The sequence below is a fragment of the Ralstonia sp. 22111 genome (assembly GCF_052045895.1).
Lineage (GTDB): Bacteria > Pseudomonadota > Gammaproteobacteria > Burkholderiales > Burkholderiaceae > Ralstonia > Ralstonia wenshanensis.
Window position 1 is genome coordinate 1 of record NZ_JBQEPR010000017.1, and the last position, 13,472, is coordinate 13,472.

The 13,472-nt window shown below is 58.0% G+C and carries 14 protein-coding genes; 9 read left to right on the top strand and 5 right to left on the bottom strand.

Annotated elements, in window-relative coordinates; translation table 11 throughout:
• Both ACTJK4_RS24955 and ACTJK4_RS24960 read left to right on the top strand, forming a co-directional pair.
• On the top strand, positions 1-1,053 hold a 1,053-nt coding region (locus ACTJK4_RS24955; protein WP_440816796.1), incomplete at its 5' end, for a tyrosine-type recombinase/integrase.
• A gap of 254 nt (positions 1,054-1,307) precedes the next feature.
• Positions 1,308-1,625 carry a hypothetical protein gene (locus ACTJK4_RS24960; protein WP_440819198.1) on the top strand — a complete coding sequence of 106 codons (318 nt, stop codon included), beginning with the start codon at positions 1,308-1,310 and terminating at the stop codon, positions 1,623-1,625.
• A gap of 148 nt (positions 1,626-1,773) precedes the next feature.
• Here ACTJK4_RS24960 and ACTJK4_RS24965 read toward each other — a convergent pair whose 3' ends face one another.
• From ACTJK4_RS24965 to ACTJK4_RS24975, 3 genes are all read right to left on the bottom strand, one after another.
• Positions 1,774-2,154, bottom strand: coding sequence for a DUF2513 domain-containing protein (locus ACTJK4_RS24965; RefSeq protein ID WP_440819199.1), 381 nt, complete (start codon positions 2,152-2,154; stop codon positions 1,774-1,776).
• Positions 2,155-3,020: 866 nt separating this feature from the next.
• Positions 3,021-3,896 carry a phage integrase N-terminal domain-containing protein gene (locus tag ACTJK4_RS24970; protein WP_440819200.1) on the bottom strand — a complete coding sequence of 292 codons (876 nt, stop codon included), beginning with the start codon at positions 3,894-3,896 and terminating at the stop codon, positions 3,021-3,023.
• Between the two features lie 408 nt (positions 3,897-4,304).
• Positions 4,305-4,580 (bottom strand): hypothetical protein, encoded by a 276-nt coding sequence (locus tag ACTJK4_RS24975; protein WP_440819201.1) that lies wholly within the window; start codon positions 4,578-4,580, stop codon positions 4,305-4,307.
• A gap of 247 nt (positions 4,581-4,827) precedes the next feature.
• Between ACTJK4_RS24975 and ACTJK4_RS24980 the strand changes: the two genes are divergently transcribed.
• From ACTJK4_RS24980 to ACTJK4_RS25005, 6 genes are all read left to right on the top strand, one after another.
• On the top strand, positions 4,828-6,384 hold the full coding sequence (locus ACTJK4_RS24980; protein ID WP_440819202.1) for a type IV secretory system conjugative DNA transfer family protein: 1,557 nt from the start codon (positions 4,828-4,830) through the stop codon (positions 6,382-6,384).
• Positions 6,385-6,844: 460 nt separating this feature from the next.
• A complete protein-coding gene (locus tag ACTJK4_RS24985; RefSeq protein WP_440819203.1) occupies positions 6,845-7,081 on the top strand; it encodes a hypothetical protein in 237 nt (78 codons plus the stop codon).
• A 656-nt stretch (positions 7,082-7,737) separates the two neighbouring features.
• Positions 7,738-8,376 carry a hypothetical protein gene (locus tag ACTJK4_RS24990; RefSeq protein ID WP_440819204.1) on the top strand — a complete coding sequence of 213 codons (639 nt, stop codon included), beginning with the start codon at positions 7,738-7,740 and terminating at the stop codon, positions 8,374-8,376.
• A gap of 13 nt (positions 8,377-8,389) precedes the next feature.
• Positions 8,390-8,893, top strand: a complete 504-nt coding sequence (locus tag ACTJK4_RS24995; protein ID WP_440819205.1) for a hypothetical protein — start codon at positions 8,390-8,392, stop codon at positions 8,891-8,893.
• Positions 8,894-9,535, top strand: a complete 642-nt coding sequence (locus ACTJK4_RS25000) for a Fic family protein (RefSeq protein WP_440819206.1) — start codon at positions 8,894-8,896, stop codon at positions 9,533-9,535.
• A gap of 205 nt (positions 9,536-9,740) precedes the next feature.
• Positions 9,741-10,217, top strand: a complete 477-nt coding sequence (locus ACTJK4_RS25005; RefSeq protein WP_440819207.1) for a hypothetical protein — start codon at positions 9,741-9,743, stop codon at positions 10,215-10,217.
• A gap of 607 nt (positions 10,218-10,824) precedes the next feature.
• Here the strand turns inward: ACTJK4_RS25005 and ACTJK4_RS25010 are convergent.
• Positions 10,825-11,868 (bottom strand): AAA family ATPase, encoded by a 1,044-nt coding sequence (locus ACTJK4_RS25010; protein WP_440819208.1) that lies wholly within the window; start codon positions 11,866-11,868, stop codon positions 10,825-10,827.
• 23 nt (positions 11,869-11,891) lie between these two features.
• A complete protein-coding gene (locus tag ACTJK4_RS25015) occupies positions 11,892-12,182 on the bottom strand; it encodes a hypothetical protein (RefSeq protein WP_440819209.1) in 291 nt (96 codons plus the stop codon).
• A gap of 235 nt (positions 12,183-12,417) precedes the next feature.
• Between ACTJK4_RS25015 and ACTJK4_RS25020 the strand changes: the two genes are divergently transcribed.
• Positions 12,418-13,472 (top strand): tyrosine-type recombinase/integrase (locus ACTJK4_RS25020; RefSeq protein WP_440819210.1); only part of this gene is annotated, 1,055 nt, incomplete at its 3' end.

Sequence of the window (13,472 nt, forward strand, 5' to 3'; positions counted from 1 at the left end):
CGCGGCGCCTACTGGCGCGCCGAAGTCCGCAAGCGCGGACACAAGCCCATCTACCGCACCTTCGACACACGACAGCAAGCCCAGCAATGGGCGGAGCGCACGGAGGCCGAAATCACCATCGGCGCCTACGTCGATCGGACCGAGGCCGAGCGGACAACCCTGAACGATGCACTTGAGCGCTACCTACGTGATGTCGTTCCTGCCAAGCGCTACCCCGAACAGGAAAGAACCCGCATCGCACGCTGGCAGAAACATGAGCTCGCTTGGCGCACGCTGGCGAGCCTGCGTGGGTCGGACTTCGCCAAGTACCGCGACGCCCGCCGGGCCGATGGCCGTGCCGAGAACACGATCCGACTTGAACTGCAGATTGTCAGTCACGTGTTTGAGATTGCCCGCAAGGAATGGGGCTTCGAGACGCTTACCAACCCGCTCAAAAACATCCGCAAGCCGTCTGGCAGCCGTGCGCGCGATCGACGCTTGCGCCCAGGGGAATTCGAGACCCTGCGCGGCAAGCTGGCCGCCAGCAACAATCCGTGGGCGCCGCTCGCATTTGAGCTGGCCATCGAGACGAGCCTGCGCCAAGGCACCCTGTTCGCTCTGCAGTGGGAGTGGATCAAGCTTGAAACCCGGATGATCGAGTTCCCGCCGGAGGCGCGTGGCGCGGACAACAAGGGGGTACCGGCCAAGCTGCCGTTGTCACGCCGCGCAGTGGACGTGCTGAGAGCGCTGGCCGCACTGTGGCAGCGCGATCAGCTGATGGATGGCGAACGGAGCCGATTCGGCCCCGTGGATGTGACCCCATCCAGGCTGACTGGCCCTGTCTTCGGCACAAGCTGCAATGCAGTCGTGATGGTCTGGAAACGGGCCGTCAAGAGCGAGGATGGCTTCGCAGATCTGCGCTGGCACGACCTGCGCCACGAGGCCGCCAGCCGCTTGTTCGAGAAGGGACTCCATCCGCTGGAAGTGGCCAGCATTACGGGCCACAGGAGCATGCAGATGCTGAAGCGGTACACACACCTCAACCCGGCTGATCTACTTGCCAAGCTGGGATAGTCGGGGATGACCCTGTCGGCATCGTCTAGACCGAAGCGGCCAATGACCCAGTCGGGCATGCGACGCCATAGACTGGCGCTGGTCAGCGCTATCCCAGTCGGCAAAGTCGCCGCTGACGACACCCTTGGCGCCATCGGAGAACTGCGCGTTGCGCAGCCCTCTAATCGGTGCGGGCCCTCTTGAGGCCGCACCGGGAGCCCCCATCTTGCAAGGCCGCGCAACGGTGCGCGGATTCATTTTCTAAGGAATTTTTTATGAGTCGACTCACAACCACGGTCGCCGAAATTCGGCACCTTTCTGACATCACCCGAGCTATGCCCCTCAGTGGGATCATTGAGGTAGCACTGCACAACGGCGCACGCATTGAGGGAGCATTGCGCGGCAGCAAGGTTGGCAACAACTTCAAGAGCGGGATGGCTGCGCCGACCGCGTACTACGCGGACGTGACCATTCAGACGCTTCAAGGTGATTGGAAGACCATCGATGTACTGGACATCGCCTCAGTGCGGGATGTCTGGGCAGATCGCTGCGACGCTTACGAGGCAGCTGGCTTGATCCAAGTGGTTCGCTGATCCAATCAGGGTTGACCGCGCCACCGCATCTGAGAATTGAAGGAATTACCGGCAAAACGATTGCTGATGCGAAAGCCATCTACACAACAACGCCCGCAACCTTGCGGGCGTTGCCATATGCGCAAGCCCTGAATAGGCTCGATCAGGCTCAGCTGGGGAACTGTGTCTTGATGAGGTAGGTGGCGGCGGTTTTGATCGCGTCAAAGCCCAGAGAGACACCTTTTTCGGCAAGCGTCTTCTTGACCTTGTTCCAAAACTGATCGTTACGGATCTTGTCAAGGAATTCGTGACCATCCCAAGTCAAGCGGATCGCCGTATGGCTGCCAGGCGAAAACACGCCAGTTCGCAGCTCGCGAGAGACGATCAGGCCGGCCTCATCAAGAAGGCGGAAGTGGTACGCAACCACCGCAGCCGAAAATCCCTCGAAACCCTCCGTAGTCAAGCCGTCTCCTGAATTGGGGTCTTGGGCTTCAAGGTCCGTCAGGACGGTCCGAACCAGCTCCCAATCCCTTTTCATCGTATCCGTCACGGGTCGCTCCTCCGGTTCAATGTTCCCCAGAGCGTTTTTAACATGGGTTTAACGCGCTCGGGCACACGTGGACGGGAGACGGGGCCACACGGGCACCAAAAAACGCGCCTGTGCGTGTCACCGAGGTTGTGAATAGCGATGATGCGCGCCCCTACATCAGGGGCGTAGCTTCAATGCCGGGCGTGCCCTATGCAACGCCCTAGTTTCGCGTGGCCGCAGACCCTCCTGCATTTGACGTGTCGAACTCGGAAACTACGCCCGTCCAACACGCCGCGCTATGGAAAATATCTGAGCAAGCAATCTGGCTCGTTCGCTGGCTGTCATGGTGCCGTTCCGAGGAGGAGTCGCTAGGCGTTTTCTGCAGGCCACTTGTGTGTACAAGGTGCATGCGGGAACCGGTGCTGGACTCTCAATTGGCCGCGGCTTCGCTAGCGCCCACTCGCTGGCGCGCCGCAGATACAGTCGGTCTAACTCTTCGGCAATAAGCCGGTGTACTTCGGCAGAGGAAAGTGTTTTAGTCATGTCGCTGCTCTCGGGTTAGGACTGCATGAAGGGCGCGCTTGATCCAGTGTCTTTCCCCGTCCCGTTGCGGTCCAACACCTTGCTGAAGTCTCCAGGAAACTGCGACCAGTGCATCGCTGAGCGTAGAGACTCCGGCGTACCCAGCTCTCGCATTTTTAAGCGCCAAATCATATCGATCGAATTCCTGCAACTGTTGCGCGGCTGGGAGGGACAACAAGTGGTCTAGCACTTGTACAAGAACATCAATTTGTTCGTGCTCGCCCTGTCCTGCGCCATCCCCGGTCAGACCGGAAATCCAGGCTCCATAAACGTCTATCGGATGCATCGACATCCCCCCTAAAAAGTCATCGCCCTAGGTAAATGCCAGTGATCGCTTCACGGTTGTGGCCAAGCTCCTGGCTTATCCGTAACCTAGCGCTCAAATCGACTGCTTTTTGCTCATTCGTCAGTTGCCTGCTACTTGGTCCGCCCGCCGCTGGGCACTTCCAACCGGTGAGTTCCTGGTAGCGCTGCTGGGCGTACTCGTGCCGCAACCCGTGCAGCTTTGACAAACCGGCGCGAGCCGTCGCGTTTTCGTACTGTCGGACACGCTCGACGTAACTCAACTGCTCCGGGATCATGGAGCCGGAGCCGGCAAGTGCCGCCGCTCTGGCCAGCACCTCGCGCTGGTACGGGGTACGGATTGGAATCTCGCGCGCCCGCCCTCCTTTCGTCCAACTGCTTTTTAGCCGGATCGCGTCGGCGCCAACGGCCATCGCGTAGATCGGCTGGAACTTCAAGCATTCCTCGCGGCGCAGGCCAAAAGCGCGCTGCAGTTCAATGCTGACGCGCAACCGCTCGTCCTTAATCTTGACTAAAACCTCCGGCGCAACATCGAACGCCTTGCTCTTGTTGGTCACATACTGCCGACGATCGATGCCGAGAGCCGCGTTTGTGCGCGGAATGACGCTAGCCTTGTTGACCTTCTCAGCCCACCAGCGCAGATGTGCAATGCGGTTTTTTAGTGTGGCGGCCGCAAGACCTTCTGTCTTCCAGCGCTCCACCAAGTGCACCACATGCTTCGGCTTGAGGCCTTGGGCTCCCAGATTCCTGAATCCGCCAGCGAGCAACTGCTTGCTGGCGAGGATCAAGACGTCCTTGCGGGCTGCCTGGGTCGAATAGCTGCCGTCCTTGTTTCTTTCACATAATTGGGCAAGCTCTTTGACCAGGAGATGCTTCATTTCTAGAGAATTCCGGAAATTGCTTTGGTAAGTGTTGAACAAGGCTCGCATGATCCGTAGATCATGGAGGGGGCCGGGAAACCTGAGCTTCCCGGCAGGATGAGACTAGGTGCTACTGAAGTTGATGCTGCTGCCTGCTTGTTGCCGGTGCGCCTGTTGGCGTTTTCAACCCGGTCGAGAAACCGACTGCATTCTCTACTGTGTTACTACTGGTTGCTGCGCTGTTCTCCTTTTTCCACGTTTATCAATGAACTGTGTTGGATACCAAATACGACACGCCCGCGGTACCTACCTCAACTTCTGGTCTTGCAGGACTTATTGCCTTTCACCCCTACGTACTCAATCACCTTGCGGCTCTAGAGACAAAATCACTCGGGGAGAGTGGCCTTTTTGAGAAAAAGACAAAAACTAAACCGATTCCTGGCAAGCCAGCTTATTCAGCTGCGACTTAAAGCGATTGGCCCGCTCCACGCTGGCCTTCTGCCGTTCACGCGCCTTGGCCACGAGTCGCTTGGCGGACGCCACCTCTGCGTTGGCCACAGCAAGTGCTCCTTCCAACTGTTGGATACGGCCCCGCGCCTCAACGTAGGCGGAATAGATCTTGTTGGCTTTGGCTCCCAACTCGTCCTTTTCCCTCTGAAGCGCTGCAATTTGAGCACTCTTGTCATCACCAAAAAAGCCCATTTAATTTCCCCACTTTTCTGTACGTTTCTACAGATTAATTAATTCAATTTGGCTTTCTTATTTGTTGAAAAGGTAATTTGCCGCATGCAAAATTGCAAGCGTCATCACTAATTTTTTTAGCCGCAGCGGCTCAAATAGCGGCATCAGAGCGAAGCGTCACTACCTCACCCTTCTGGCGCGGTAGAGACGCTTCGCGTTAAAAGACAAAACCGTCGTCGTGACACGACAACAAAAGGCATCTCGCAGCATGCTGCTCGACAAAGTCAAAAGCATGGTCCTCGCGCTTGCGCTCGGCCTGATGGCGGCTGTCATCACAGCGCTCGCACTGTTCAAACTTGCCGCCGGTCGGCATGGCGTCGCTTTAGGTGACGCGCTTGCCTTGGCGCAGCGCCGACAGCTCGGCCTGTGGCCAGCCGAACTGCTGGCTGCAGCCGCATTCGCGCTTGCTGTGGGCGTTGGTGTGACCACGTTGCTGTGGTGGTTGCTGCGCAGCGTCCGCTGGACGTATCGCCATCGCTCGCTGGATAGTGCCGAGGCCGCTGCCGACCTGCACGTACGTGGCACGCCGCCGAATAAACCGCGCATCTTCGCTGGTCGATTCGGTGGCAAGCCACTGTATGCCTCAGTGGAAGATCGCGGCTTAGTCATCGGCCCGCCGGGTACCGGCAAAACCGCCTTTCTGGTCAATCAAATCCTGCAGGCGAGCCGCAACGGGTTGTCATTCGCGGTTGTGGATCTCAAGCCCGAGCTGCATAGGATTCTTGCTCCATCACTTCGGGCCGCTGGCTACCGGGTGTTGCGGGTCAATCCCGCGCGGGACGAGATGGATGCGGATCACTGGAATCCGCTCGCAGACGTTGATGACGAAACTGACATCACAGAGCTCTGCGGAGCATTGTTGCCGATTCGGGATGCAAAGGAAGCCCCCTTTGTGGAAGCACAGCGCGACTGGTTGCGTGCGGCAGTGTTCCACGTCAAGACGCAGCCGAGCGGCAGCCTTCCTGCGGCGTTCAATCTGCTGTCGAGCCAGTCGAATCCACTGGAACTACTCGCGCTGCTGGAGCGCTCAAGCAGCGCCACCGCGGCGCGCCTTGCTCGCCGAATGGCGGCCGGCCTCGCAGGCGCAAAACCAGATCCGCTGATCTTGCAGGGCCTCACCGGTTGTCTGCGCACACTGGATTACCTCGGCTTACCTAGCGTACAGGCGGCCCTCCGGCACTCTGATTTCTCGGCTCGTGAGCTGGGCAAGCGAGGCAAGGTCGCTCTGTTTCTGCAGTTTGAGGAGGCGAAGATCGGCGCACTCGGTCCGCTCCTGGCATTTGCAGCAGCGGGTCTGTTGACCGCCTTGATTGACACCGCAGGGCAGCGTGAGCCTGTGGCGCTCTTCTTGGACGAGCTGGGCAATATGCCGCCCATCCCTGGCTTGGCCGAAAAGCTGAACACCATTCGCTCGCGACATATCCCAACCTGGATGTACTTCCAGACAGCCGAGCAAATCGAACGTCGGTTTGGAAGGGGAGCGGCTGCGGTTTTCTTCGCATCTGCTGACGTCCAGACGGTCTTTCGGCTCAACGACCACGAGACGCGCAAGTTGATATCCGATTTGGTGGGTGTGACTGAGCGCAAGCGCTACGCCGAGGCCAACTCAGGGCAAGTGACAGTCACGCACGAAAACGTCGCTGTTATCCACCCTCACGAGCTCGGACAGTTGGCAGTCGGGCAGGTGGTCTGCCTCTATCGTGGCGCGTCGGCAAAGGGCTACGCGACGCCGTACTTTGTCGAGTTTCCCGCGTTCAGGCGGTAAAAGGAGAGATTGAAATGATACGAGCCTTGAAATTTTCGTTGCTGGGCATCTCGCTGCTTGCGGCACGCAGTGCATTGGCAGAGCCAGCGCTCTGCTCTCCTGGTTATCAGGACTCGACCTGCGTATTCCCAATTCAACACGGGCCGATTCCGCCACCGGCGTGCCCGGCAGGCTACACACAGACCAATTCTCCCGTTTGGATAGGAACGGTTTGGAGTGCGCCCGGATGCCAGCCACCAGCGCCGCCTCCACCGCCAGCCCCCGCGGTGCCCTATGTGGTCTCGGTTACCTACGGTTGCCCGGGCTGGACCATCTATACATACTCGGACGGTTCCGCGCAACGTGTTTGGAATCCGGACGATCCCAACAATACGCTGGTTCAAACCGGCGGTTGCAGCGACCGCGGCTAACCGTCCACTCTCCGGCGACAGAAATGAAACCAAGTCCACTATCAAGCGCGATGAAAACCACCGGCGAAGGGATTGCCGCGTGTACAGCGGTCAGTGGGATTGCTGTTACGGTCTTTGTTGGCATTCCGACGGCATTCGCACTTGCCGTGACGGAAGACAACTACTATGGCTACGGCGCCATAGCCATGATGGTGATCGCGATCATCTGGCTCGTCATAAGGAATGTCTTTGATGAAGATGACGCCGACGATTTCCTGCGTGCCGTCGGCTCGAAGAAGCGAGGGTAACCACCGTCTCAGTAGTACCTGTTGCTCCGTTCAGCAAGGGACACTATCTGCACGATGCCCCTGAGGGCTGGGCCCACTGCTCGCTTTCCCCCGGGCGCGCGCCCCTCCTTCGACAGAGACACGGCCACCTCCGACGCAAAACTACTGCCACAACAAATATTTGCGAATATTTGTCAAATATTGCGAAGACAGCAAAATTGGTCGAGGGCGAAGAAAATTAACAGCGGCATTCGTCCTGTTTTCTGCATGCAGAGCGCTTGTTGGGGCGACAGGACGTCACGGCCTCCGTCGCGCACCGCCTGAGCCGCGCGAAGTCAGGGGCTGCCCCATGTACTGCGCCCCGATGCAATCAACTGCACGCCATCCGAAAGGGACGAGCACAAGCCACAACTGTTCTCAGTCGCGATGCGCCGCAAGGTTGGAGGCGCCCAGTTCACACCGAATCGAGCCGCAAAACCAAGGGTTTACACCTACATCATGCAGACCTAGAAGAGTGACGCCCCCCCGATATCTAAAGGTGCCACGTGCGGGGCCGACATATACTTGAGCAACGTAAGGAGCTGCCGCCTATCCGTTCGACCCCTTAAGGGCGCTAGCGTCCTGTGTTAGGCTCCCCGTCCGAAGGTCGCGAGTGCGCGACAACAGCCACGAGAAAAATGGTCGAAATCATATCCGCCGCCATTGTGATGATTGCGCGGCAGCCGATTAACGTTCCGGCACTGAACCAGCTATGGCTGGCGGAGCACGGTGTCGTTACCAAAGAAGAGGTTGGCCCCCAATCCGTGCAACTGCCGATGATGGTGAAGATCGACGGGCCGTTCGACCTGCTAATCGTCGGTGATCGGGTACAGTTTTTTTCGGCAGAGCAAGGCAACCTCAATGTTCTTTCGGAGCGCGCAAAAAGGCTCCTGGATGCCGCTGGGATCTCGATCAAGACGATCGGGATTTCGATCGTCTTTTCGCTGTACGATGAACATAGGTCCCTTATCGAAGTGATGCGTGGCGCGCTGCTTGCCAATAACCCTCTCGCCGGAGACTTCACTTCAGAGGGAGCGGTTGCGGGCCTCTTTTTGAGGCGGCCAGTCGAGCTTGGGGGGCACTACCAAATCGAGGTGCGACCGGGTCGCATGGTACGTGAGGCGTCCGGGGGGCGGGATGTCTTAATATGGAATGCAAACCAGGAATTTGAAGTAGCGGATGCCGACGCTGCTCACAAGGTACTCGACCTAGTGGGCAATATCCAAGCAAGTATGTCGGAGGACATCCACAAATTCCTGCCGTTCTTCGGGGGCTAGCATGGTGCCAGACATGATGTTCGGCAACGCGTCGGCGATTCAACCGTTTAGCCCAGTGACGACCAAGGAATTCATGGTCGGCTACGCTTGCAACTACCTGCCTGCACAAAGGCTCGTAGAGGATCAAAACGACACGATTGGCACGCAGATTACCAACGGACTAATTTTGGTTGACGAGGCACATAAGACGCGTTTTGTGACGTCATACATGGTGCAAGCGGCCGTAGACCTTCTCAGGGGCAGAAATCTTAGCGCCCTCGGTTCGACGACCTGTATTGACAATGTTACGAACATTACCGCTACGGTCGGTCCGTGGCCTGCCAACTTTCCCTTCAGGATAACGGATCAGGACGCTGTGTTGTCCGCCAGCGAAAGACTCGCGGCAGGCGTGCCACCCATTATGAGTGATGCAGTCCGGGCATTGGCTGTTGAAGTACTTGCCGAGCAAGATGAGGACCAAGACGAGGACATTGAGGCATGGGCTCGGTCGGTGGTCAAAAGCATATACAAAAGGTAAATGCACCCCGCACACGTTGGTGGCTGCCCCTGTGCCGTCTGGGAATACGAGGGCTTCGATCCAAAAACCGAAATTCTTCCAGAAAGATGCTTTGATATCCTCGTGGGGCTCCGGAAAGGAACGATCCTGCCCTCTTCCGCGTCTGATACCCGGCCGGTTCATGCCAAGCTATTCAAAGGATTGACGCAGAAGGAGTGCTCGTTCTACGCGGGCAACTATCGTGGCACACCGAATTGCTGCCTCTTCGACTCTGTAGTCATCATTTCAGATGGCACCAGGAAAATCCCGACTACTCCACCTGCTGATGTTGCGAGTGAGATGGCAGCCCTTGCTGGTAGGATCACTCAGGATTTGACGAACCTGCAGGCGTCTACGCTGAAAGGTGAGGACCTGCTCGTCTCCATGATTGATGTAGCGATGGATCGCATGACCGAATTCTTGGCCATACATCCATATGCAAATGGAAACGGCCACATGGGCAGGTTTCTTGTTTGGTGCCTCCTTGCACAAATAAAGAAATGGCCCAAGAAGTGGCCATTTGATGATCGTCCGCCAGCCCCATATGACACGCTTATTGGGTATTACCGCGCCGGCATCAAAGATCCGCTTCGTCAATATGTTCTCGGTTTGATGAAGAAGTAGCGCAACTAGCGGAGGCCGCGCGGACCTATTGACAAGCGACGCCGCCTTTTCAGAGCCCTTGCGGCGTTTCCGACTCTGACCGCGACAGCATCCATTTGGAGGGATGCGTGTCCTCAGAAAAAACAAAGCTCCCAACCTTTTGGGGGCTTTTTTGTTTGGGCCTCTATTTGGCATCCTATATCTCCTTGATAACGGAGGGGATGCAATGGAAGAAGCCTATGCGGAACACTTTGCCAATGGCGCCGGGACCCTTGACGAGTACGCGCAAGTCATCTTGAGTTGCCTCTTGAAGCGCGGCGAGTTCAGTGGATTGCAGGATGTTGTCGGCGTAAATGTGTTTCCTGTTGAGGGGAACGAATTCGCCATCGACGTCGAGGTCAGCCATGTGAAGGTTCGAGGGAACTTCTCGCATGCATTCGCCCGAGACGACTCGAACTTCTTTCTGTGCGGCGTGCTTGACTTTCGGGCGCTCGATGAGCGTGGGCGTCCCCATGGGGACGTTCTTCTGCGCATCATTCATGATGGTCACGGCAACTGCGGCTGGCGCGGAGATCCGTCGGTCCTTCATTCGACGGTGCCACCAGGCGTCCCCGAGGGCCACCGTTTCCGTCAGCCCATTTTGAAGCTTCTTCGGTTCAAGATCTTTGAGTTGCTGGAGGCTAGCCCCCTGCAGCCACTGTAGTCCTTTCAGCTGTATCTGCTGAGCCCGCAGGCAATCGCCTGGCGGGCTTTATCACTTCTGGCTTATGCAAACCTCGCCCATACTCCCGTTGCGCTGTTACCGCGACCCCAGCCGCCTTACGTATGGCCCTAGACCGTCTCCGTGTAGTCTTTCAGGGTGAGTACCAAACTCAAGCTATGGACAGCCGCCTGGCGGCGGCCCGTGTGGACAAGCCCTGCACAACGCCGGACAGCCTGAACGGCTGCCCGAAGCGTTGCACACCGCTTGCCCACACTTGCCCACAGCGGCACAGGGCTGCAGGCCAAAGAACCAGCAACGATTGAGATATACCGCACCAAAAAGCAAGAAAACCCCTTCCCTGCAAGCTCTCCGGCCCGATCGACTGACACCGCCTCGCGCGCGCCGTCGCGCCCGAATTTAGGTGCTGGGGACCCACCCTCAGGGGTGGGGTGCGCGCCGACCCGAAGGGGAAATTCGGTTCTGCCGTCGCTCAGCCCTGTTTTGTCCGGCCTGTCCGGTGCCTATAGGCAACCGGACGGACCGGACACACCAGAACAGGACAAACCGAACAAAATAGGACATAAACCGGACACGATCCGGACACCTATCATTTCAGGCTACGGATGCAGCCGTCTGCCAGCAATTCGATCAACCCGTGCTCCACCAAGGCCTTCTTGGCATCATGTATCCGCTGCCGCGGGATACCTGACTCCTTGATCCTGCTTTCCCAGGCGCTTACCCAGACCTGTGCACCCTCGCCTTCCATCTGCTTCAGCACGCGGAGCATTTCAACTTGATGTTTGCCGCGCCCTCCCTTGCTGGCAGGCATAGCGTCAGCCAACACAGGGGCCGCGCCGGTTATGGGGTTCCCCTCTGAATCTTGGAATTCCACAGTTCGAAGCCGGAAGGCCAAGGGCGACGGCATATCGGCCTCTTTCATCTTGCTGGCGAGAAGGCGGATGACGTCGTCTTGGCCTTTAGTCACCTCAAATTCCGCATCGACCGCCCCTCTCAGCGCGGTCGATCCGCGGGCGCCCCTTCTCGCGTCTTTGCCACTGTGATGCACAATCAATACGGTGGCTTGCCATGACCGACGCAGCAGATCTAGGTTCGAGATGAACATACCCATATCTGCTGCGCTGTTCTCGTCTCCGCCACCGAAATTTCTGGCCAAGGTATCGACCACGATTAGCGCTGGCGTTTCGCCGGTCGCGACGGCAAGTTCACGCACGGTGGAGAAAACGGTCTTCGCGCTGGCGCTTTCCGTCAAAGCGGCGCTCCGAGTTGACACATACAGTGGCGCGTTAGCCAAACTCGCGCCGCGCGCTTCACTCCAAGCCTGAAACCGACGTGCCAGTCCGTTTCCGCCCTCGCCGGCAATGTAGAAAACGGCACCATACTTTGCCACGTGGCCGTGCCATTCCGTGCCGGTGGCGACGCTGCAAGCGATGTCGAGCGCGATAAACGATTTCCCATGTCCCGGCTCGCCGAAAACCAGCGCTAGCGAATCGCTCTCAACATACCCCTCCACCAGCCAGTCGATCTGCTTTACACCAGCTACCAGAGAACCCGCGCTCACAAACTCGAAGCGTGTCGCATCTGGTCTGTCAGGCATCGATACGACGGGAGTAATAGGTGCGCGCGCATTCATGCTCCGCCCTTTTCTCTGATTAGTCAGACCACCGACTTGCGTGGACGGCCAACACGGCGTTCTGGTGCCTGCTCACTCTGATTTGTGGCGGCCTGACTGCTTGCCAACTCATCGAGCCAATCGCGCACATCCCCAACAAACCAACATGCCTTCCTTTCCGTAGGAAAGGCTCGGCGCGGCAGCTTTCCGCGATGGTCCATGAGAGAAACAGCAGCTGGCGAGCGGCACAGAAGGAGCGCTAGCTCTTCTCGGCTGATCACTGCGCGCGAGTCCATTGTGGCAAATGCGGCACGGAAGTCCTGGTCTTTTTTCATGTAACTCAACTCCAGTTCACACAATCGATAACCAGAAATTACCCAAAATTTCCCGTGCAAATCAAACCAATTTCCCACATTTTGGCTAGATTTGTTGTTTGACTCTTATCCGATAAAAATCCATATATTTTTTTAGTCGATTTCGTCACCAACTTAGTCACCCGAAATTAATTTCCACTAACCTATGGATTGGCAATAATATTTATGCAAATTTCTAGAAACGTATTTTTCCTGAATGGCATACATCAGTCAGCGCGGCGCCTACTGGCGCGCCGAAGTCCGCAAGCGCGGACACAAGCCCATCTACCGCACCTTCGACACACGACAGCAAGCCCAGCAATGGGCGGAGCGCACGGAGGCCGAAATCACCATCGGCGCCTACGTCGATCGGACCGAGGCCGAGCGGACAACCCTGAACGATGCACTTGAGCGCTACCTACGTGATGTCGTTCCTGCCAAGCGCTACCCCGAACAGGAAAGAACCCGCATCGCACGCTGGCAGAAACATGAGCTCGCTTGGCGCACGCTGGCGAGCCTGCGTGGGTCGGACTTCGCCAAGTACCGCGACGCCCGCCGGGCCGATGGCCGTGCCGAGAACACGATCCGACTTGAACTGCAGATTGTCAGTCACGTGTTTGAGATTGCCCGCAAGGAATGGGGCTTCGAGACGCTTACCAACCCGCTCAAAAACATCCGCAAGCCGTCTGGCAGCCGTGCGCGCGATCGACGCTTGCGCCCAGGGGAATTCGAGACCCTGCGCGGCAAGCTGGCCGCCAGCAACAATCCGTGGGCGCCGCTCGCATTTGAGCTGGCCATCGAGACGAGCCTGCGCCAAGGCACCCTGTTCGCTCTGCAGTGGGAGTGGATCAAGCTTGAAACCCGGATGATCGAGTTCCCGCCGGAGGCGCGTGGCGCGGACAACAAGGGGGTACCGGCCAAGCTGCCGTTGTCACGCCGCGCAGTGGACGTGCTGAGAGCGCTGGCCGCACTGTGGCAGCGCGATCAGCTGATGGATGGCGAACGGAGCCGATTCGGCCCCGTGGATGTGACCCCATCCAGGCTGACTGGCCCTGTCTTCGGCACAAGCTGCAATGCAGTCGTGATGGTCTGGAAACGGGCCGTCAAGAGCGAGGATGGCTTCGCAGATCTGCGCTGGCACGACCTGCGCCACGAGGCCGCCAGCCGCTTGTTCGAGAAGGGACTCCATCCGCTGGAAGTGGCCAGCATTACGGGCCACAGGAGCATGCAGATGCTGAAGCGGTACACACACCTCAACCCGGCTGATCTACT

What these genes read in the sequence shown, in the direction of transcription:
- ACTJK4_RS24960 (WP_440819198.1), top strand. Translation starts at nt 1,308, where the DNA reads ATGAGTCGACTCACAACCACGGTCGCCGAAATTCGGCACCTTTCTGAC.
- ACTJK4_RS24970 (WP_440819200.1), bottom strand. Translation starts at nt 3,896, where the DNA reads ATGAAGCATCTCCTGGTCAAAGAGCTTGCCCAATTATGTGAAAGAAAC.
- ACTJK4_RS24975 (WP_440819201.1), bottom strand. Translation starts at nt 4,580, where the DNA reads ATGGGCTTTTTTGGTGATGACAAGAGTGCTCAAATTGCAGCGCTTCAG.
- ACTJK4_RS24980 (WP_440819202.1), top strand. Translation starts at nt 4,828, where the DNA reads ATGCTGCTCGACAAAGTCAAAAGCATGGTCCTCGCGCTTGCGCTCGGC.
- ACTJK4_RS24985 (WP_440819203.1), top strand. Translation starts at nt 6,845, where the DNA reads ATGAAAACCACCGGCGAAGGGATTGCCGCGTGTACAGCGGTCAGTGGG.
- ACTJK4_RS24990 (WP_440819204.1), top strand. Translation starts at nt 7,738, where the DNA reads ATGGTCGAAATCATATCCGCCGCCATTGTGATGATTGCGCGGCAGCCG.
- ACTJK4_RS24995 (WP_440819205.1), top strand. Translation starts at nt 8,390, where the DNA reads ATGATGTTCGGCAACGCGTCGGCGATTCAACCGTTTAGCCCAGTGACG.
- ACTJK4_RS25000 (WP_440819206.1), top strand. Translation starts at nt 8,894, where the DNA reads ATGCACCCCGCACACGTTGGTGGCTGCCCCTGTGCCGTCTGGGAATAC.
- ACTJK4_RS25005 (WP_440819207.1), top strand. Translation starts at nt 9,741, where the DNA reads ATGGAAGAAGCCTATGCGGAACACTTTGCCAATGGCGCCGGGACCCTT.
- ACTJK4_RS25010 (WP_440819208.1), bottom strand. Translation starts at nt 11,868, where the DNA reads ATGAATGCGCGCGCACCTATTACTCCCGTCGTATCGATGCCTGACAGA.
- ACTJK4_RS25015 (WP_440819209.1), bottom strand. Translation starts at nt 12,182, where the DNA reads ATGAAAAAAGACCAGGACTTCCGTGCCGCATTTGCCACAATGGACTCG.